We start from the raw sequence: 21,184 nt of genomic DNA on the forward strand, positions 1-21,184 counted from the left end.
TAAGATTTGTCAGTATTTATTTTTTAATGAATTTTTCAGATACCTTTCCGGCCTTTGTCTCAAAACTGATGATATACGTTCCGGCATTGAGGTCTCTTACATTTATTCTGTTTCCTTCCAATGCCACTGGTACTTTTCTGCCTGTAACATCAAAAATCTCAACAGCATTGATTTTTTCTTCTGTAAGAATATTTAAGTAATCAATAGCCGGATTTGGTCCTATGGCAATTACTGAGGTCTTAGTATTTTTAACATCGTCTGTAGCTAATGTAGCATTACTAGAAGCTTCCACCACATAATTGTCGATACCAAAAGTTGTAGGTCCTGTATTGGCAGGATCCGTTGCTGAAGATACCGTAGGAGAACTATATACATCGAATTCCGATGGATCCAATCCCGCAACTGTGCTTGCTCCAGTAACAGCTAATGTTTGAGAGCTTCCCGCAATATTATAAGTAATTGCTCCTGTCGTTTTGTTATAACTGTACCCCACTTTAATCCACGTATTGGCAGGATATGTATTGGTAGTTAATCCCGTAATACTGTAATATCCATTCGATGGTGGATTTCCATTAACTTGTAAATAGGCTAGTCCATTGATGGTTTTTGTCTGAGAATTATATCTGATTCCTACAATTCCATTTGTTGCACTTACAACAGATACCCCTGAAGAATGTTTATTGGTAGAGGTCCCTGTATAAATTTCGACAGATCCTTTTATAATGTTATTGCCAGAAACCCTGTTAGACCAGGCAGTAGCCAATCCACTTTTAAAAACGTATCTTGAAGAAGTAGCAGTTCCGTCACTACCTCCGGTAACTTGCAAATATTTAGCGTGGGTAGCATCACCTGTCACAATTTGATAATTAGCGGCTGTTCCACCGTAAGCATACATTCCCCCTTGTCCGACAGTAGTACCGTCTACTGCAGTTGTTAAATTTCCAACATTGTAAGAATTATAATTATCTGATTCCAATACTTGAGCAGATAAAGAAAAACTAGCTGAAAGAGATAAAGCAATTAATAAAGTTTTATTCATAATAATGATTTTTTTTGTTGTTTAGTAAATGTAAATAAAAAAATATATTCATTAAAAAAAATTATGTTAAAATTTTATTTTTAAATACTGATAATCAGATAGCAATACTAATTATATTAAAAAATCCCTGAGTTTTGCTCAGGGATTTTTAATTTATTTATTATTTCGCATAATTCTCAAAAAACAGCGGTATACTCTCAATTCCTTTATAGAAATTAAAGAGGCCGTAATGCTCATTCGGGGAATGGATGGCATCGGAATCGAGACCGAATCCCATCAGGACAGATTTGGCACCCAGGACTTTTTCAAACATGGCTGTGATCGGGATGCTTCCTCCTCCCCTGTACGGAAGAACTTCTTTGCCAAACGAAGACTCCATTGCTTTTTTGGCCGCCTGGAACTCTTTTGTATCCGTAGGCAATACGTATGGCATTCCACCATGATGAGGAGTGACTTTTACTTTTACGGTATCCGGAGCTATTTTTTTAAAGTAAGCCGTAAATTTCTCAGTAATCTCTTCAGGAGTCTGATACGGGACTAAACGCATCGAAATTTTGGCAAATGCCTTGGAAGGAATTACCGTTTTGGCTCCTTCTCCTGTGTAACCGCCCCAGATTCCGTTGCAGTCCAATGTAGGACGGATGGAGGTTCTTTCCAGAGTGGTAAATCCCAGTTCACCTTCTACATTACTCAATCCGATTGATTTTTTAAATTCTTCCGGATTGTCTTTCAGCTTATTCATTTCAGCTCTTTCTTCATCGGAAACATCTTGGACATTATCATAAAAGCCATCGATGGTGATCTGACCGTCTTCATCAATCAGCTGCGCAATCATCCTGGAAAGCACGTGGATCGGGTTAGGTACAGCTCCACCGTACAACCCTGAATGGAGATCCCTGTTCGGTCCTTCCACTTCTACTTCCACATAACTCAGTCCTCTTAATCCTGTAGTTACCGTAGGCTGTTCGTTGCTGTAGATATGGGTATCTGAAATCAGGATGCAGTCACACGTTAATTTATCTTTATTTTCGTTCACAAAATCACCCAGGCTTACAGAACCTACCTCTTCCTCTCCTTCCAGAATGAATTTGACATTGCAAGGAAGTGTATTGGTCTCCATCATGGCTTCAAATGCCTTCAGGTGCATAAAAAACTGGCCTTTGTCATCCGCAGATCCCCTGGCAAAGATGGCCCCTTCAGGATGAAGCTCGGTTTTTTCAATATAAGGTTCAAAAGGAGGTTTTTTCCATAGTTCCAGCGGATCTGCAGGCTGAACGTCATAATGTCCGTAAACCAATACGGTAGGAAGGCTCTGATCCAGTATCTTTTCACCGAAAACAATAGGATATCCTTTAGTCTGGCATACTTCAACGTTATCGGCACCGGCATTTTTCAGGTGCTGTGCACATACTTCAGCGCATTGTAAAACATCATTTTTATAGGCAGGATCTGCGGAAATGGAAGGAATTCTCAGTAATTCAAATAATTCATCCACGAAACGCTGTTTATTTTCGTGAATGTAATTTAGGGTCTCTTGCATCGTAAAATTTATTTTGTTAAAAATAAAAAAAATGCCCTGCTCGGGCAACAAAAAACTGAGAATTCTGGGCTATTGTCTCTAAAGGATTACAGACAAAAAAATATCCTGCAGATCAGCAGGATATTTATGATGTATGGGTAATATTAATGTCCGGTTTGTGGAGTATTCGTTTCAGCCGGCTTTCCAGCTTCCGCAGGTTTGGCTTCATCAGCAGGTTTTGTAGCTGCAGTATCCGTTTTGGCAGGGGTTTCATGGCCTCCGTGCATATCTGCCCTGTAGTCTGAAAGTTTATCCTGTTCACCGCTGGTCTGCTCATCATCAGAATACCTTTCCACACCTTCTTCCAGCTTGATTACTTTTTTATTACCGCCGGCCTGTACTTTCTTACAGCTTACGGCCATGGCTGCAATAGCTGCACATATGATTAATTTTCTCATGCTCCAATTTTTGATTGTCCAAAAGTAAGAAATATTGCATTTTTCGGCAACATTTTCAGACTGATTTTAAAATAATTTTACCTTTTTTGGATTGTGTAAAAATAAGATAGTGTTCCCCTCCATCTTTCAGCTGGTATTTCTTCCTGATTTCCTCAGGTTTGAGAGGATGGTTTCTGGAAATAATATTAAACTGGCTTTTTTTCTTAATATCCTTGCTTTCAACACATTCTACTTCCAGGATCCTTCCCGGAAAATCTCCTTCCCTATGATCTGAAGTATAAAAATGGGTATTGGGATGCAGTTTTTTCAGGTTAAATCTTTGGGAGACCAGATTAAAAGTTCCGGCCTTCAGTATTGCATTATTCGGGATGTAAAGGTATTTTCCGGGCTCCGCATATTCTGCATGGGCAGTTTCTTCATCACCAATGGTATAGGTAAACGGTGGTTCACCGCTTTCCAGATTGACACACCAACAGCTGATCTGATTATTCTGGCGGCCCGACAGGAATATCACCACTTCTTTGACATCATTTTTTACGGCAATAATATCGATCCTGAAAGTTGAAGGAAGGACCGAAAGAAGATAGGTAAGGTCAATAAGGGGTGACAGCTTGATAACAACAGTTTCGGAAATCGCCAACAGCCTGTCCTGGATATCCAGAATATTCGGGGAAAGGTCTTCCAGAAGGAAAACTTTATTTTTCTGTTGGTCGCGCCTGGCCGGATCGAGATAGATAATATCAAAATGCTCTTCATTACCCTGTAAAAAATCCTCAAGCTGACCACTGATAAACCGTGCTTCCCTGCCAAGTATATACCAGTTATGTTTAACCGTTTCCAGCAGTACGGAATTTTGTTCTACCAGGGTAACTTCTTCAAAACCTTCTGAAAGGTAAAAGGCATCAATGCAGAAACCGGCAGTAAGATCAATAAATTTTTCACCTTTGAGAAGGTCTGCCTTATACCGTGCTGTTTTTTCAGATGATGCCTGCTCGAGATTGATCTGAGGTGGAAAAATAATACCTTCTTTAAGCAAGAAAGGAAATTTCTTTTCCGCAACCCGTTTCCCTTTGATCTGCTGGACGATTTCCTGCATGGTCACTTCAGGGAATGGGGACTTTTTTAATAGTAATGAAGGAAGATCAGCATTGATATTCGTCCGGATATATTCCTGAATGGTAGGGTCTAAAATCTTAGTCACAAATGTATTATAAACTGTTAGCAGCAATCTTATGGTTACCTATATAAAGGTCCGATCTCATGATGACAGATCATTTGCGGGTAATTACCAATTATAAAAAATATAATCTGCCGGTACAGGATCAATACCGCTGCTTTTCATCAGCATATTAATCTGCCCTCTGTGATAGGTAGAATGATTAACGGCATGAAAAAGCATTTCGAAAATACTGTTTTCAAAGGTTGTTCCTTTTGAATTATGATACTGAATTCTCTGATCTAAATCGGAGTCCCTGATGATTCCGGTACTTTTCTGATGGTTGCTGGTATTGATTTCTTCAAGATTTCCAAAAGGATTGATCTGCCAGACATCAAATGTCTTTTCACCAAGGATCCTTGCGTTCCATATTTGCTGGGCATTCAGGGTATGGTTGATCAGTCTGATTATTTTTTCATCGGTCTTGGAGATATTTCCTGCAATGGCCTTGATCACTTCATGGTTGAAATAATGGGTATATTCAAATATATCGATCAGCTTTTCCTTCATTACTCAAACATTTCTGCCCACCGGACAGGTTGTATTTCTTTTTCGCTGTAGAGTTCCTCTGCTGTTCTTTTAACCTCCAATTTCGGATACAGATTGACCCCGATCAGTTTGATCCTGCCATCCTGCACCCACTTCTGTTCTTCAACAGCATGGTTATAGATTTCTTTCTGGATCCAGCCTTGTCTCAGGAGCTTAAGATATCCTCCTTTTTCTTCAACAGACACAAAATAGGCCCAGGATTTTTCAGCGATCTGCCTCGTTAGGTCTTCCACATAATAACTGCCGTTGGCTGCATCTTCAAAGACATTGATGATGCTTTCATAAGCCAATACAATCTGCTGTTTAAAGGATATTTCTTCTGAGTTTTCCGTGCTTCGATCCACCAGGTAATTAGTGCTGAAGACCGCATCTGCCCCTCCGATCATTGCCGCAGCCAGCTCCAGGGAAGACCGGATAAGGTTGTTTTCCTGATCGGCCACAGATTTGTTTCTTAGGGAAGTTTCAGCGAAAATATAAGGGATATCGTCTTTTCCGTATTCTTTTGAAAGCTGGTTGAAGGCCAGCCTGAATGCTCTGAGCTTGGCCATTTCAAAAAAGTAGCTGGCTCCTACTGCAAGCCTGAATATCAGCTGATCCAGGATATCCGGTCCGTATACTTCAATAAGTTCTTTGGTTTTCGCCAGCGCCATTCCTAATTGCTGGGTGATGGATGCACCCGCATTCTGATGCAGTGAAACATCCACTGCGATCTTTCTCCTGAAGTTTTTGGCCAGCAGTTCTTTGGTCAGCTGGTCATCGATCCGTGCTTCATGTTCATCAAAACCATCAATCAGGGAAAAATACTGATCTTCCTCTTCGGGACTGATGTGTCCGGCAAGATCTTTATTATTAACGAAGATCGTCTTCTGCTCCAGATTTTCAACATTATGATCAATCAAAAAGGCAAAAACATCTTCCTCAAGGCTTTCATGATACCGGGCTACAAGATGGGTATTTTCCTCAACTTTGGCTATATTGGGCAGTGGTTCCTGAACGGCATCGTAAAAGGGCTTTACTTCAAGGCCTTCCAGATTTTCTTTTCTGAGAACGGCATCAATATCTTCAGTCTTCAGTTGTTTCTTTACCAGGCTTTCCCAACGGGTGAATGTATCTGACATAATTTGTTTATGATTTATCAATGGCGGATAACGGACGGTTAACAGTCAATGGTGAATGGTCAGTTAGTATCAGCATGATTCATTCACGATTGATTTCTAACAGTTACTTATTTTTCGCAATATGCGTACTGTCGGCAACGAGGATAAAAATCTCTTCATTCGGTTTTTTCATGAAGTAATTCTCCCTTGCGTATTTCTCTTTTTCAGATTTGTTGTTCATGAGCTTTTTATAAAACGCATCGTTTTTCTCGTATTCGGTTTTATAGTACTGCAGCTGTTCTTCATATTTCCCGATCTCACCGTTAAGCTCATTGATCACGAGAAATGAAGTTTTATCAAAGAAAACCATCCATACCAGGAACAAAGCTATGGTAATCGTATATTTATTCAGAACATATTTCTGAATCAGTCTCAGCGTCTCTGATTTCGGCTGGATGTCTTTAATTAATTTTTTTGCTGACATGTCTAATGTTTTCTCAGTGAATTCTTAATGACGGTCGTTAGAAAATCAATGGCAACGGAGTTCTGTCTCATATTCGGGATGATCAGATCCGCTTCGTTTTTTGAGGGTTCGATGAATTCCTGGTGCATCGGCTTTAAAGTGGTCTGGTACCGGTGTAGTACTTCATTCAGGTCCCTTCCCCGCTCCTGTGTATCTCTCCTGATCCTTCTGATCAGCCGTTCATCCGAATCAGCGTGAACAAAAACCTTCAGGTCAAATTCTTTCAGCAGTTCCTTGTTGGTCAGAACAAGGATTCCCTCTACAACCAGTACATTTTTAGGCTCTACCGTTACATGGTCTCCGGTCCTGGAATGGGTGACGAAGCTGTAAATCGGCTGCTCAATGGGCTGGCTGTTTTTAAGTGCCCTCACATGCTGTATCAGGAGATCAAAATCTATGGATTTCGGGTGGTCGTAATTCAACGCTTCCCGCTCTACCAGGGTTAAGTTATGGTTGTCGTGGTAATAATTATCCTGTGAAAGGATATTCATTCCTTCAATGTCAAGCTGCTGAATGATTTTATCAACAACCGTAGTTTTGCCGGATCCTGTTCCTCCTGCAATTCCTATTACAAGCATTATTTTATCTTTTCTTATCTTTTTACAAATATAGTATTTTCGATAAGACGGGAGAAGGGCGGAAATTAAAAGATTGAATTAATTGAAAAATTAAAAGGATTTAATATTTAAAAAATTGAAAAATTGAAAAATTGAAAGATTGCCGGATGACAAAACGAGTGCAAGTTTTATTATTTTAAGCATAAAAAATCCGGCATACTGTGGTGCCGGATAGTTTTTTATACGATTTCGCTCGTCAGTTCCCTTGAAAGCAGTTTCTCATGCATGGGTTTCAGAAGATCCATTGAACCTGTCTTTACCGTACACTTGCCTTTGTAATGCACCAGCATGGTACATTGTTCGGCCTGTTCCAGGGTATGTTTGCATATTTCTATAAGACTGTCGATAACGTAATCAAATGTATGCACATCATCATTATGCAGGATGAGCTTATATACATCATCGGTATCATCCATTACGAGAACTTCTTCTTCATACTGGCGTTTCGGATCTTCATAATCTCTAATGCTGTTATAAAAAATCATTTACTTACGTATTTTTATACTTCACCGATGGTATCGGCTAAATTGTTTATGATATTAGGTTCTTCATAGACCAGTTCCACGAGCTCCACACTTTTGTTATTCATCTTCAGAATTTTAAAATGGTAGCTTTCCAGATCAAATTCCTGATTCTCTTCAGGGATATCTTCCAGCGCGTGGAGGATAAATCCTGCAAGGGTATTGTATTCACTCTCCTCCGAAAGGGTTAGTTTCTTAGGTAAATGTTCGTTGATTTCGTCCAGTGGCTGGGTAGCCTGTACCCAATAGGTATTGTCACCGATTTTATCCACCACTTTGTCCTCTTCATCTTCTTCATCCTGAATTTCTCCTACAAGCTCTTCCAGGATATCTTCCAGGGTTATGATCCCTTCGGTACCGCCGAATTCATCAATAACAATGGCTAAATGCTGTTTCTTCTGCTGAAAGATTTTAAGAAGGTCAGAAATTTTCTTGCTTCCGACTACGAAGAAGGCATCACGCATCAGTTCTTTAAGGTCCTCATGGGTCAGCTCCCCTTTCCTGCGTACAAATTCCCTTATAATCTCCTTAGTATATAAAATACCGATGACATTATCTATGGAATCCAGATACACTGGAATACGCGAATATCCGCTTTCCATAATGGTATTGATGATCTCATTGACGTCTTCTTCAAAATCAATGGAAGTTATATTCTGCCTCGGAACCATAATCTGCTTGGCAGAGTGATCCGTAAAATCGAAAGCATTTTTAATGATCTCATAATTTTCCTCTTCAATTTCCCCGCTGTCGGCACTCTGCTTTACCAGCAACTGCAGTTCTTCAGTGGAGTGAATCTCCTGTTCGGAAGCAGGATGGATCTTAATAAGCCTTAAGAAACCGTTGGACATTAAGTTCATCAGCCATATAAACGGTTTGAATACCGTATAGAAAACCCTCAGGGGTACGGCTGTAGCCATAGTGGTGGCTTCAGACTTACGGATCGCAATCGATTTTGGGATCAGCTCACCGAATACGATATGCATAACTGTGATCAGTACAAAACTGGTAATCACAGAAATGGAGGTTATGGTCGCTGCACTTAAAGTAATATGCAGGGAGTTGAATGTATTTTCCACCACATGATGCAGGGCGCTTTCTCCTACCCAACCCAAGGCAAGAGATGCTAAGGTAATACCTAATTGTGTGGCGGAAAGGTATTCATCAAGGTGTTTGATGATATGTTCCGCCTGCTTGGCCATAGAATTCCCTTCTGCGGCTTTTATCTGGATTTGTGAGTAACGAACTTTAACAATCGAAAATTCTGCGGCTACGAAAAAGCCATTAAGTAAAACAAGAAATACGGCTAACAGTAGCCTGACTATGTCCGAGTCCATTTAGAAATGAATATAAAATTTATGGGTACAAATATATACAAAATAAAAATAACAAAAAAAGCACCGAATCATCGGTGCTCTCGTATTTTATTGGTATTGTCCGTTAAGATCCTTTCAGTGCCTCCGCTCCGGAAACAATTTCAAGGATTTCATTGGTAATAGCCGCCTGTCTTGCTTTATTATAAAAGATCACAAGATCATTTTTCAGCGCCTGTGCATTATCTGTCGCTTTATGCATTGCGGTCATTCTTGCCCCGTGTTCAGATGCTACGGAATCAAGGATGGCCTTAAATACCTGGGTCTTGATGGACTTAGGGATCAGGTTATCCAGGATTTCAGCCCTGTTAGGTTCAAAGATGTAATCCGTTTCCACCTGGGGTTCTGTAGTTTCAGGCATTGAAATCGGAAGAAGCTGCTCTGTGGTTACTTCCTGAGTAGCCGCATTCACGAACTTGTTATAGATAAGGTACACTTCATCAAACTTCCCTTCTCTGAAGCTGGTCATTACCCCTTCGGTAACGTTAGCCACTACATCAAAGTTCAGATTGTCATAAACCGCACTTTCATTAGCAAATACCTTACGATTTTTTCTTACTGCATCATACGCTTTCTTACCGATAGGCAGTACTTCAACTTCATACTGGGACTGATTCTGGAACTGGATGTTCAGTTCTTTCACAATGGATGAATTGAAAGCACCTGCAAGACCCCTGTTTGATGTAACAGCAATGAAAAGCACTCTTTTCACAGGTCTTTTCTGGGCATATATGGAAATCTGATCAGGATCTGAGCTGGAATTTACATTCTCAATCAGTTCCTGCAGTTTTTCTGAGTACGGTCTCAACATCACGATGGCATCCTGTGCTTTCTTCAGTTTCGCTGCCGAAACCATTTTCATGGCACGGGTAATCTGCATCGTTGATGAAATTGACGTAATTCTGCCTCGTATTTCTTTTAAGTTTGCCATATTGGGTTTAGTTGTTGGTTGTCGGCTGTTGGCTGCTAGTTCTAGAAAATTCTGTCAACTATCAGCCAACAACCATCAACTAATTTTAGTTATATTTTGAAGCCAGATCATTAGCGGCCTGCTTAAGGACGCTGGTAATAGAATCATCGATCTTACCTGCTTTGATTGCAGCCATAGTATCCGGATGCTTGGATCTTAAGAAGTCGATATATTCTATCTGGAATTCTTTTACTTTTCTGATCGGAACGTTTCTCAATAAGTTTTCTGTACCTGCGTAGATCATCGCTACCTGGCTGTCTACCGGAAGCGGAGAGTTTACCGGCTGCTTAAGGATCTCCACGTTTCTTTCTCCTTTGGAAATTACCGCAAGAGTGGAAGCATCAAGGTCAGAACCGAATTTAGCGAATGCTTCAAGTTCCTTGTACTGAGCCTGGTCAAGCTTCAATGTACCGGATACTTTCTTCATAGACTTGATCTGAGCGTTACCTCCTACCCTGGAAACAGAGATCCCTACGTTGATCGCAGGACGTACTCCTGAGTTGAATAGATCGGATTCAAGGAAGATCTGCCCGTCTGTAATGGAGATTACGTTGGTCGGGATATACGCGGAAACGTCACCAGCCTGAGTTTCAATGATCGGAAGGGCTGTTAAAGATCCTCCTCCTTTCACGATTGGCTTAAGGGATTCCGGTAAGTCATTCATCTGGCTCGCGATATTGTCGTCAGCAATTACTTTAGCTGCTCTTTCTAATAATCTTGAGTGAAGGTAGAATACGTCTCCAGGATATGCTTCACGGCCCGGTGGTCTTCTTAACAGAAGGGAAAGCTCACGGTAAGCAACTGCCTGCTTGGATAAATCATCATAAACGATCAAAGCCGGTCTTCCGGTATCCCTGAAGAACTCACCGATCGCAGCACCTGCCATAGCAGAATATACCTGCATAGGAACCGGATCTGATGCGTTAGCCGCAACAATTACCGTATAAGCTAAAGCTCCTTTATCAGAAAGGGTTTTAACGATCTGTGCAACGGTAGAAGCTTTCTGTCCGATCGCTACATATATACAATATACAGGCTTGCCTGCTTCATAAAATTCTTTCTGGTTGATGATCGTATCGATCGCCACCGTAGTTTTACCGGTCTGTCTGTCACCGATGATCAGCTCTCTCTGTCCTCTTCCTACAGGGATCATAGAGTCGATCGCTACGATACCGGACTGTAACGGTTCGGTTACCGGCTGCCTGTAGATTACTCCGGGAGCCTTTCTTTCCAATGGCATTTCATATAAATCCCCGGTAATAGGGCCTTTACCATCGATAGCGTTACCCAGGGTATCCACTACTCTTCCTAACATTCCTTCTCCTACTTTGATAGAAGAGATTCTGTTGGTTCTTTTTACGGTATCTCCTTCTTTTACCAATTTACTTTCTCCTAATAAAGCAACACCTACGTTGTCTTCCTCAAGGTTAAGTACAATACCTTCCACATCACTAGAAAACTTTACCAACTCTCCGTATTGTACGTTTTCTAACCCGTAAACACGGGCAATACCATCACCGATGGTTAAAACTGTACCTACTTCCTCAACATTGGATTGAGTGTCGAAGTTGGCCAATTGCTGTTTTAAGATCGCAGATACTTCTGCCGGATTTATTTCTGCCATTGTATGGTTGTTTTTTCTTAATTATCAATAATGTATATTCAAATTAATTTGAATATTAATTAGTTCAAACGGAAATCTTTCTTAATGTTGTTAAGCTTAGACTTTACCGATGCGTCTACCTGCTGGTCACCTACTCTCAGGATGTAACCACCCAGGATTTCAGGATTCACATTTACTTGAAGATCAAATTTAGAATCATGTTTAACCAGATTGGTAGATTTTAAGATCTGATCGATGTTCTCTCTGGATAACTGTGTAGCAGTAGTAAGAGTAATTCTTTGTACTCCGTTGATATCTTCTACTTTTTTAATGAATTCCTGAGCAATATTTTTGATCTGATTTTCACGTCCGTGTCTGATGACCAAGGTAATCAGGTTTTGAGAAGAAGCAGAAAGTCCTTTAAAAATCAGGGATGCCACTTCCACTTTCTTTTTGGTATCTATATAAGGGGTGAGGAAAAACTTATTGAGGTCTGTGGACTCAGACATCAGTTTTGCCACATCCTTCATTTCAGAAAATACGGTAGCCGTCTGGCCTGATTCGTTGGTAAAATCAAGCAAACCCTGTGCGTATCTTTTAGCTACTTTAGAGGTAAGCATTCTTAGTTAAGGTTTGATTGGTTTAAATAATTCTGAACTAATTCGTTCTGTGCTTCACTGTTATCCAGTTTTTGCTTCAGGATAGACTCGGCAATATTTACAGAAATAGCTCCGATCTGAGTTTTGATATCAGCCATTGCTGCATTTTTCTCAGTCTGAATCGTTTGCTTGGCTGCCTCGATCATTCTGTCTCCTTCTGCTTTAGCTACATCTTTAGCTTCTCCTACAATTCTGTCTTTGATTTCTCTCGCCTCTTTAAGGATCGCATCTCTTTCGATTTTAGCCTCACGGATAATTCTTTCGTTATCTTCTTTCAGCGTTTCCATTTCTTTTCTGGCCAAAGTAGCCTGATTAAGGGCGTCCACTATAGAAGTTTCTCTGTCATTAACCGCATTAACGATAGGTTTCCATGCAAATTTTGCCAGAAGAAACAATAGGATAACAAACGTAAGCGTCATCCAAAACAAAAGTCCAATTCCAGGTTCAATAATTCCCATATCTGTAAATTCTTTTTTTGATACTAATTTTTTATGGATTGTTTAAAAATTCTTAGCAGCAGCCAACCGCTCACTGCTAAGAATATTTTTTCTGAGGATCGATTACTTGATGAAAGCACCGAAGATGATCGCGATAAGACCAGCACCCTCAATAAGACCAGCAGCAATAAGCATTGCTCCCTGAATCTTACCAGCTTGTTCTGGTTGTCTAGCGATAGCATCCATTGCGTGACCACCGATTTTACCGATACCAAGACCTACTCCTAGTACTGCTAAACCGATACCTACGTAAATTAATCCTGCTCCAGTTGATAAATCCATAATGATAAATATTTATAGTTAAAATTTATTTTCTTATTAATGAGCTGCTGAATGTTCGTCGTGATGACCATGTTCGTGCTCGTGTTCTGCTACTGCGATACCTATGAATAGGGCAGATAAAACAGTAAAGATATAGGCTTGTAGCGCTGCAACCAATAATTCAAGTACAGATACAAATAATGCCAATGGTACAGATGCAAATCCTAAATAAGGCGTTTTAAAAATAAAGATCAGGGAAATGATCGCAAGGATCATAATGTGACCTGCTGTAACGTTGGCGAAAAGTCGCATCATCAAAGCAAAAGGCTTTGTAAATACCCCGATGATCTCAATAGGAACCATAATCGGATATAGCAAGATCGGAACCGGCGGCATGAAAATATGCTTCCAGTAATCTTTATTAGCGCTGAACAAGGTAATTAATAAAGTGATAATAGCCAGTACAGCTGTTACAGCGATATTTCCGGTAAGGTTAGCTCCTCCAGGGAAGAAAGGGATCAATCCGAAAAGGTTATTGAACCAGATAAAGAAAAATGCGGTTAGAAGATAAGGCATATATCTTTTGTACTTTACAGATCCGATATTCGGGATCGCTACTTCATCTCTGATGAATACAATAACCGGCTCCATTACTTTCCCGATACCTTTAGGAAGCTGTGATTTTTTATATCCTCTCGCCATTCCCATAAATACGACTGCCATAAAAATAACAGATAATAACATGGAAGCTGTATTCTTAGTAATTGACAGATCGAAGAAAACTTCATTTGATTTTTGTTTTCCGCTGATCAGCGCAAAAAGAGTTGCTTTCTGGATTCCTTTGGTAGAAACAACCTGTCCGTGCTCTAAAGTATATCCGTCATGTTCGTGACCGTGGGCGATATCTTTAGAAAGAAACGTATGCCATCCTTCATTATCCTTAATGATTACCGGCAACGGAATTGAAACATGATGTTCTTCACCGCTATCATCTTTTGTAGTCCACAAATGCCATTCATTGGAATCGCCAATGTGCTCCATGATCATTTCAGTAGCATTAAAACCTTCCTTATGTTCAATTTTTTCAGCCGGCATCTCGCCTTCAGAAGTATCTTGAGCAGTAGCAAAACCACTCAGCAATACAAATAAAAATGCGAAAAATAATGAAGAAATCTTTCTGTTCATATCTCTTTTTTAATCGTGTGCAAATATATTGATTTTATTAAACTTTACCAATATTAAAAATTGATTTTTATCATCAAAAAAATCACGATTTATTAATGCGTTTTATTACCGATCCATAAATAAGTATGGAAGCAGCAATGAAGCAGATGACAATAAATAAGAAATTCTCTCTGGTCTGATCAACAATCATCAGGGAAACGACAAGCCAGACGATATCTTTGAAAATGTTAACAGCTAAGAATTTCATACCTGCATCCGGCTTTCCGTAGAAGTATTTACGAAAAACCATATATACAATAATATTCAGCAAAACTGCCAGGAGCAGGACAATTAAACAGTTCCCAATATTCATACTGCGAAATTAGCATTATAATATATATAAAAAAAGCCCGTCGATGTGTTAGAGAAGATTATGATGAACATAATGGCAGGTTCAATCATTTAAAAATACTGCATTTGAAATATTTTAAAAATTATTCCGTATTTTTGTACACCTATAATGTACAATAGATTATGTTTAATAGTTTACAGGAAAAATTAGACAAGGCGCTTCATAATATTTCCGGACGTGGAAAAATTACGGAAATCAATGTAGCGGAAACCGTAAAGGAGATCCGGAGAGCATTGGTGGATGCCGATGTTAATTATAAAGTAGCCAAGGATCTTACCAAAAGGGTTCAGGATAAAGCTTTGGGACAGGACGTTCTTACTTCCCTGACTCCGGGACAGCTGATGACCAAAATTGTTCACGATGAGCTGGTGGATCTTATGGGAGGTTCTCAGGAAGGCATCAACCTTTCGGGAAAACCGTCCGTTATTCTTATTGCGGGACTTCAGGGTTCCGGTAAGACCACCTTCTCCGGAAAGCTGGCCAATTATTTAAAAACGAAAAAAAATAAAAAACCTTTATTGGTTGCGTGTGACGTATACCGTCCTGCTGCAATTGACCAGCTTAAGGTTTTGGGAGGCCAGATCGGTGTTCCCGTATATACTGAAGAAGGAGCAACCAATCCTTCTACGATTGCTGAAAACGGAATTAATTTCGCTAAATCAAATGGTCACGATGTGGTAATCGTGGATACCGCCGGACGTCTGGCGATTGACGAGCAGATGATGAACGAGATTAAATCGGTTCATTATTTCATCAAGCCTAGCGAAACACTGTTTGTGGTAGACTCCATGACGGGCCAGGATGCCGTGAATACAGCCAAGGCATTCAATGAAGCCCTGAACTTTGATGGTGTGGTCCTTACCAAACTGGATGGGGACACCAGAGGGGGTGCCGCCTTAACGATCCGTTCCGTCGTTGAAAAGCCGATCAAATTCATCTCTACAGGAGAGAAAATGGAAGCGCTTGACCTGTTCTATCCGGAAAGGATGGCCGACAGGATTCTCGGGATGGGAGACGTTGTTTCCTTAGTGGAAAGAGCACAGGAGCAGTTTGACGAGGAAGAGGCCAAGAAGCTTCATAAAAAAATTGCCAAGAATGAATTCGGTTTTGATGACTTCCTGAAACAGATCAACCAGATCAAAAAAATGGGGAATATGAAAGACCTGATGGGAATGATCCCTGGTGTTGGAAAAGCTATCAAGGATGTAGAGATCAGCGATGACGCATTCAAACATATTGAAGCCATCATTTACTCTATGACCCCGGATGAGAGAAGAAGACCTTCCATCATCAATACACAGAGAAAACAAAGGATTGCCAAAGGCGCAGGAAGGAAGATTGAAGATGTGAACCAGCTGATGAAGCAGTTTGATCAGATGGGTAAAATGATGAAAATGATGCAGGGGCCACAGGGAAAACAGATGATGCAGATGATGAGCAAAATGCCGAATATGCCAGGTATGGGAGGCATGTTTGGAAAATAATTACTAAGACTTTTTATAAAATATCAAATCCGGTTCTGATGAACCGGATTTGTTTTTGTACCCAGACCTGACATGTTCATCATTTTAAAAGGCTGATGCGCCTGAGCCATCAAGCCTTTCTGTTCTGCAACAATCCAGTCCCATTACAACGTAATCCAACAAAAAAGCCCCGGGAAAACCCGGGACCTTTACAGATATATGTTCGTTTATTATTTTGCGAATACATATTTAACACCGAAGGTAACAGAAGACAATTTTAAACCGAAGTTATAATTGTTGATCGATTCACCGTCTTTTGGTTTTGTATTGCTGTAACCAAATTCACCGATAGTAGCTTCGATTGACCAGTTTTTGTTAAGGAAATAATCCAGACCTGGTTTTACGGTTACACCAATCTTAGTGTATTTAGCTTCAGTAGAAGTTGAGCTGGTCCCGGTAGTACCGTTTGTATTGGTAAGTGTAGTGCTGTTTTCAGTTTCAGTTTTCCCGAATTCCATTGGTACAGCCAGTTGTCCGAAGATGTATAATTTATCACCTAAAGTCCAGTACTTTCTTACAAAAGGGCTTGCTACAAAAGCAGGTCTTTTTACTTCATTCTTAGCAGTAGCTGTTGTATTAGCCAATACTGTAGTAGAAGTTGTCGTTGTTTTTTCAGTCTGATATCCTATTCCAACACCAATTGCTACATTTGTTCCTACGAAATACCCTACTGTTGGCAATACATTGAAATTTTCTTGTTTAATGTTTCCGTTTTCTCTTTCTTCCTGAGAATACCCAACTGATCCTGAAAGATAAGTTGTACCTTTAGAAATCTGAGCGTTAGATAAACCGAATAGTGCGATTGCACCTGCTAATAATACTTTTTTCATTGTATAAAATTTAATACTTTCAGGAGGCAAATTTAGAGTGACCACCTCTAATATTAAAATTTGTTAACATGATTGAAATCACCCATGAATATTAGCTTTTTCAACATTTAATTCTACTCTGCGCTATCCTTTTTTGTATTGTCATTTTTTTCAATAAAAAAACTCCAATTTTTCAATTGGAGTGAAATATGGCTGATTTTTTAATTCTTCTATTTTAAGAAGAAATTGTATCCGATGTTCACTGCACCTACATTCCAGCTGTATCGTACAGGTCCCAGATCACGTTTATTGCTGATGGTCTGATAGCCTAGGTAAAGCTCTCCGGTAGACATCTGATACCCGAACTTCGGCTGTGCATAAAAACCTCCGTCTACACCATCTTTAACGGAAATACCATATCCCAGGTCCAATCCTACAAATATAGGTGCCCCAGAAAACCTGTACTTCCCTGCAACGGCTACAGGAATAAATCCGAAATCATCGAAATGGTCTTTTCCGAAAAAGTGGGAATATCCGGTAGCGACTCCCAGATCAAGTCCTTTTACGATGTTCCACATATAGGCTCCATCAATACCTAATGTAAATGAAGATGCATCTCCTGCATCTGAAACCGGAATACCGATATGCCCTCCCAGTTTAAAACCTTCCTGGGCATGCGCTGCTCCACCGAGCAATGCAAATGCTCCTAGTAATAATAACTTTTTCATGTTCTAATAATTTAATTTGATACCCAAAAATAAGAAATTATTTTGGAAAGAAAACCAACCGCAATAAAAAAGCAGAACCTGCTGGTTCCGCCTTATCATATACTTTACTCATTTCTTAGAAAGCAAAAAACCTTAAAAGGTGACCTATCAGTCCTTTTTTACCCGCTTTTCTTCATCATTATAAGCTAGGATAATCTTTCTGACCACCGGATGCCTTACTACATCCTCTTCAGTAAGGTGTACAAAGCCTATTTCTTTCACGTCCTTCAGGATTCTCATCGCCTCCTTCAGGCCTGATTGCTGCTTCGGCGGCAAATCCACCTGGCTCGGGTCGCCGGTGATGATGAATTTGGCATTCATCCCCATCCTTGTAAGGAACATTTTCATCTGCGAGTGGGTCGTGTTCTGTGCTTCATCAAGAATGACAAAGGCATCATCCAATGTCCTTCCTCTCATAAAGGCCAGAGGCGCAACCTCAATGACTTTTTTCTCCATAAATCCTTCCAGCTTCTCGTGTGGAATCATATCGCGGAGTGCGTCATATAAAGGCTGTAAATAAGGATCCAGCTTTTCTTTCAGGTCACCGGGCAGGAATCCAAGGCTCTCCCCTGCTTCTACGGCCGGCCTTGTCAGGATGATCCTTTTAACCTCTTTATCTCTTAATGCCCTTGCAGCAAGTGCCACACTGGTATAGGTTTTTCCTGTACCGGCAGGTCCTATCGCGAAAACCATATCTTTTTTCTCTGTCTCTTTAACGAGTTTTTTAAGGTTGGTGGTTTTAGCCTTAATGATTTTGCCGTTCACACCTTTTACAATGATATCCTGATCGAATACCAGCTGTTTTTCGTTTTCATCCTTGATGTTAAGGATGTTTTCTACGTCTTTAAGCTCGATAGAATTGTTTTTGGAAATAAATTTTACAATATCATCAAGTTTCTGCCTGAATATATCCAAAGCCTCCTGATTGCCCATTGCAAATATATAATGGTCTCTGCCGGTAATTTTCAGAGTGGGAAAAGTAGATTTAATTACATTGAAATATTGGTTATTAACTCCATAGAAGATTTTTGCGTCTATATCTTCCAAATCATACGTCAATTCAAACATGCAAATAGTTTTATATTAGATTTTAAATTTAAAGTTTTTTTCTAGATTAATATCAAATTCTTATCCACAATCTTCAGAGCTTTCTTTAATTTTAGATAAATTTGCATAACGACCTTCTATCAAGTACAATGTCAATAATTACGCTTACGTCAGATTTCGGAAATGTAGATTACAGAGTTTCGGCTATGAAAGGCAAAATCCTTTCCCTGAACCCGGAGGTCAATATTGTTGACATCAGTCATGACATCCAGGCATTTAACCTCATCCAAACCTCATATATCGTGAGGAATGCCTATAAATACTTTCCTAAAGGAACCATTCATATCATTTCTGTAGACAGTTTTTTTCATAAATCAAGGAAGAACATCCTGTATAAAGCAGACGGATCTTATTTCCTGGCTGCCGATAACGGACTGCTGAGCCTGGTGTTCTTTGACATCAAGCCGGAAAGCATTTATGAAATCACGCTGAACAACAGGTTTGATGATATCGTTAACTTTACTTCTACGGACATCCTGGTTCCTGCAGCGGTACATCTTGCCAACGGGGGGCTTCCTGAAGTTATCGGAAGGAAAATTGACACCGCCAAACAACTGCTGTTCCCTAAGCCTGTATTCAACGAATCTGAAAAAATGATTATCGGTGAAGTGACTTATATTGATAATTTCGGAAATATTATTTCCAACATCAATCAGGACATGTTTGAAACCATCAGTAAAAATTACGACAATTTCACGATCAAATTCCGTAACCTGAGCCTTTCAAGAGTCTTTTCCAGCCATACCGAAGTGGTGTCCGACTGGGATCGGGAAACTGAATTTCATGGGCAATCCGCAGCAATCTTTAACGACAGCCAGCTCCTGGAACTTACCATTTACAAAGGCAGCCGCAAGAACGGAGCAAAGACCCTTTTCGGACTGAATGTGGGGGAAAATATCTATATTGAGTTTTCCTAAAATTAAATATTTCATAAAAAAATCGTTTTTTTTTATATATTTGTCAAAATCTAAAAATTAAAAATGGCAGAATACAAATTATTGCTTCCTTCCATGGGAGAAGGTGTTATGGAAGCGACAATTATCACCTGGTTATTTAATGAAGGTGACAGTGTAAAGGAAGATGACTCTGTAGTAGAAATTGCAACAGATAAGGTAGATTCAGATGTTCCGACACCAGTTTCGGGGAAAATTGTGAAAATCTTAAAACAAAAGGATGAAGTTGCCAAAGTAGGTGAAGCCATAGCTATTTTAGAAATTGAAGGGGAAGGCGGAAATGCTGCACCTGAGGAACTTGCCGCAGAAACCGCTGCTGCTCCGGATACTGAAACATTAAAAACTATCGAACAGCCGTTACAGGCCAATTCAGGTCAGAGCACCGAATTTTCGGGTGATCTGTACCTGTCTCCGCTGGTAAAATCCATCGCACAACAGGAAAACATTTCCGAGTCTGAACTGAAGTCCATCAAAGGAAACGGTCTGGAAGGAAGAATTACCAAAGAAGATATCCTGGCTTATGTAGCCAACAGAGGAAACCAGCCGCAGCCAGCCGCACAACAGGCTGCGCCGGCCGCTCCTGCCCCACAGAAGACTGCAGTTTCATCTCCTGCCTCTACGGTAACAGCTGCTGCGGGTGATGAAATCATCCCTATGGACAGAATGAGAAAGATCATTGCTGAAAATATGGTTAAGGCCAAGCAGATTGCTCCTCACGTAACTTCTTTTATTGAAACGGATGTGACCAATGTGGTGAAATGGAGAAATAAGAACAAAGGACCTTTTGAAAAACGTGAAGGCGAAAAACTGACGTTCATGCCGATCTTCGTAAGAGCTGTTGTGAAAGCCATTCAGGACTTCCCTATGATCAACGTTTCAATTAACGGAGAGAACATCATCAAGAAGAAAAACATCAATATCGGTATGGCAACTGCCCTTCCGGACGGAAACCTTATTGTTCCGGTGATTAAAAATGCTGACCAGCTGTCACTTTCAGGACTGGCAAAAGCCATCAATGACCTGGCCTACAGAGCGAGAAACAAGAAACTGAGACCTGAAGATACGCAGGGAGCAACCTACACGATTTCCAATGTAGGAAGTTTCGGAAACCTGATGGGAACGCCTATCATCCCTCAGCCACAGGTGGCCATTCTGGCTATTGGTGCAATCGTTAAGAAGCCTGCAGTTCTGGAAACCGCAGACGGAGACGTTATTGCCATCAGGAACCTGATGTTCATGTCCCATTCATATGACCACAGAGTGGTAGACGGTTCTCTTGGCGGAATGATGCTGAAGCACGTTCATGACTACCTTGAAAACTGGGATCTGAACACAGAAATATAAGCAATGAGTAATTGGTAATGCGTAATCTTTACCGGTTTAAAAATAAAGGCCTTCGGATTTTCCGGAGGTTTTTTGTTTGATTCATTATTAAAATAATTCTATCTTTAAGCAAATGATCCCTCTGCATGGATCCTGATTTAAGAAGATAGCTCAATTAACAAAAATTAAAATAAGACCTTTATCAACAATACATTTTACATTTA

Annotated in this window: 23 protein-coding genes; 3 read left to right on the forward strand and 20 right to left on the reverse strand. The window is 40.2% G+C overall.

Annotation, left to right across the window (positions count from 1 at the left end; genetic code table 11):
* Positions 1-16: 16 nt before the first annotated feature.
* From CGB83_RS02605 to CGB83_RS02685, 17 genes are all read right to left on the reverse strand, one after another.
* Positions 17-1,039, reverse strand: coding sequence for a T9SS type A sorting domain-containing protein (locus CGB83_RS02605; RefSeq protein WP_100074383.1), 1,023 nt, complete (start codon positions 1,037-1,039; stop codon positions 17-19).
* A gap of 160 nt (positions 1,040-1,199) precedes the next feature.
* Complete coding sequence (locus CGB83_RS02610) at positions 1,200-2,579, reverse strand: dipeptidase (RefSeq protein ID WP_100074384.1); 1,380 nt, start codon at positions 2,577-2,579, stop codon at positions 1,200-1,202.
* 143 nt (positions 2,580-2,722) lie between these two features.
* The gene (locus CGB83_RS02615) at positions 2,723-3,016 is read right to left on the reverse strand and encodes a hypothetical protein (protein WP_100074385.1); all 294 of its coding nucleotides are present in this window, start codon (positions 3,014-3,016) and stop codon (positions 2,723-2,725) included.
* A gap of 55 nt (positions 3,017-3,071) precedes the next feature.
* Positions 3,072-4,217 carry a class I SAM-dependent methyltransferase gene (locus CGB83_RS02620; RefSeq protein ID WP_228420063.1) on the reverse strand — a complete coding sequence of 382 codons (1,146 nt, stop codon included), beginning with the start codon at positions 4,215-4,217 and terminating at the stop codon, positions 3,072-3,074.
* Between the two features lie 84 nt (positions 4,218-4,301).
* Entirely contained in the window at positions 4,302-4,742 is a 441-nt protein-coding gene (locus tag CGB83_RS02625) for a DinB family protein (protein ID WP_100074386.1), read from the reverse strand.
* Positions 4,742-5,899, reverse strand: a complete 1,158-nt coding sequence (locus CGB83_RS02630; RefSeq protein ID WP_100074387.1) for a methylmalonyl-CoA mutase family protein — start codon at positions 5,897-5,899, stop codon at positions 4,742-4,744. The genes CGB83_RS02625 and CGB83_RS02630 overlap by 1 nt, the downstream gene beginning before the upstream one ends.
* Positions 5,900-6,002: 103 nt before the next feature.
* On the reverse strand, positions 6,003-6,362 hold the full coding sequence (locus CGB83_RS02635; protein ID WP_100074388.1) for an FtsB family cell division protein: 360 nt from the start codon (positions 6,360-6,362) through the stop codon (positions 6,003-6,005).
* A gap of 2 nt (positions 6,363-6,364) precedes the next feature.
* The gene (gene udk / locus CGB83_RS02640; RefSeq protein ID WP_100074389.1) at positions 6,365-6,979 is read right to left on the reverse strand and encodes a uridine kinase; all 615 of its coding nucleotides are present in this window, start codon (positions 6,977-6,979) and stop codon (positions 6,365-6,367) included.
* Positions 6,980-7,197: 218 nt separating this feature from the next.
* On the reverse strand, positions 7,198-7,503 hold the full coding sequence (locus CGB83_RS02645) for an ATP-dependent Clp protease adaptor ClpS (protein ID WP_100074390.1): 306 nt from the start codon (positions 7,501-7,503) through the stop codon (positions 7,198-7,200).
* A gap of 14 nt (positions 7,504-7,517) precedes the next feature.
* Positions 7,518-8,876 (reverse strand): hemolysin family protein, encoded by a 1,359-nt coding sequence (locus tag CGB83_RS02650; RefSeq protein WP_100074391.1) that lies wholly within the window; start codon positions 8,874-8,876, stop codon positions 7,518-7,520.
* A gap of 103 nt (positions 8,877-8,979) precedes the next feature.
* Positions 8,980-9,843, reverse strand: coding sequence for an ATP synthase F1 subunit gamma (gene atpG, locus CGB83_RS02655; protein WP_100074392.1), 864 nt, complete (start codon positions 9,841-9,843; stop codon positions 8,980-8,982).
* Positions 9,844-9,928: 85 nt separating this feature from the next.
* A complete protein-coding gene (gene atpA / locus CGB83_RS02660) occupies positions 9,929-11,506 on the reverse strand; it encodes a F0F1 ATP synthase subunit alpha (protein ID WP_100074393.1) in 1,578 nt (525 codons plus the stop codon).
* Positions 11,507-11,565: 59 nt separating this feature from the next.
* Complete coding sequence (atpH, locus tag CGB83_RS02665; protein ID WP_100074394.1) at positions 11,566-12,105, reverse strand: ATP synthase F1 subunit delta; 540 nt, start codon at positions 12,103-12,105, stop codon at positions 11,566-11,568.
* A gap of 2 nt (positions 12,106-12,107) precedes the next feature.
* Positions 12,108-12,602 carry a F0F1 ATP synthase subunit B gene (locus CGB83_RS02670; RefSeq protein ID WP_100074395.1) on the reverse strand — a complete coding sequence of 165 codons (495 nt, stop codon included), beginning with the start codon at positions 12,600-12,602 and terminating at the stop codon, positions 12,108-12,110.
* Between the two features lie 102 nt (positions 12,603-12,704).
* Positions 12,705-12,923, reverse strand: coding sequence for an ATP synthase F0 subunit C (locus CGB83_RS02675; RefSeq protein ID WP_007844726.1), 219 nt, complete (start codon positions 12,921-12,923; stop codon positions 12,705-12,707).
* Between the two features lie 36 nt (positions 12,924-12,959).
* Positions 12,960-14,087 carry a F0F1 ATP synthase subunit A gene (gene atpB, locus CGB83_RS02680; RefSeq protein ID WP_100074396.1) on the reverse strand — a complete coding sequence of 376 codons (1,128 nt, stop codon included), beginning with the start codon at positions 14,085-14,087 and terminating at the stop codon, positions 12,960-12,962.
* Between the two features lie 82 nt (positions 14,088-14,169).
* Complete coding sequence (locus CGB83_RS02685) at positions 14,170-14,439, reverse strand: hypothetical protein (protein WP_100074397.1); 270 nt, start codon at positions 14,437-14,439, stop codon at positions 14,170-14,172.
* Between the two features lie 161 nt (positions 14,440-14,600).
* Here CGB83_RS02685 and ffh point away from each other — a divergent pair, with 161 nt between their 5' ends.
* A complete protein-coding gene (gene ffh, locus CGB83_RS02690) occupies positions 14,601-15,962 on the forward strand; it encodes a signal recognition particle protein (RefSeq protein ID WP_100074398.1) in 1,362 nt (453 codons plus the stop codon).
* Between the two features lie 209 nt (positions 15,963-16,171).
* Here the strand turns inward: ffh and CGB83_RS02695 are convergent, their stop codons facing one another.
* The 3 genes from CGB83_RS02695 to CGB83_RS02705 form a co-directional block, all read right to left on the reverse strand.
* Positions 16,172-16,831 carry an outer membrane beta-barrel protein gene (locus tag CGB83_RS02695; RefSeq protein WP_100074399.1) on the reverse strand — a complete coding sequence of 220 codons (660 nt, stop codon included), beginning with the start codon at positions 16,829-16,831 and terminating at the stop codon, positions 16,172-16,174.
* Positions 16,832-17,040: 209 nt separating this feature from the next.
* Complete coding sequence (locus CGB83_RS02700) at positions 17,041-17,538, reverse strand: hypothetical protein (RefSeq protein ID WP_100074400.1); 498 nt, start codon at positions 17,536-17,538, stop codon at positions 17,041-17,043.
* 147 nt (positions 17,539-17,685) lie between these two features.
* Positions 17,686-18,645 carry a PhoH family protein gene (locus CGB83_RS02705; RefSeq protein WP_100074401.1) on the reverse strand — a complete coding sequence of 320 codons (960 nt, stop codon included), beginning with the start codon at positions 18,643-18,645 and terminating at the stop codon, positions 17,686-17,688.
* A 128-nt stretch (positions 18,646-18,773) separates the two neighbouring features.
* Here CGB83_RS02705 and CGB83_RS02710 point away from each other — a divergent pair, with 128 nt between their 5' ends.
* Entirely contained in the window at positions 18,774-19,601 is an 828-nt protein-coding gene (locus CGB83_RS02710) for an SAM hydrolase/SAM-dependent halogenase family protein (protein WP_100074402.1), read from the forward strand.
* A gap of 63 nt (positions 19,602-19,664) precedes the next feature.
* Positions 19,665-20,981, forward strand: coding sequence for a dihydrolipoamide acetyltransferase family protein (locus tag CGB83_RS02715; protein WP_100074403.1), 1,317 nt, complete (start codon positions 19,665-19,667; stop codon positions 20,979-20,981).
* The last annotated feature ends 203 nt before the right edge of the window (positions 20,982-21,184 follow it).

It is taken from the genome of Chryseobacterium camelliae, from assembly GCF_002770595.1.
Classification (GTDB): Bacteria; Bacteroidota; Bacteroidia; order Flavobacteriales; family Weeksellaceae; genus Chryseobacterium; species Chryseobacterium camelliae.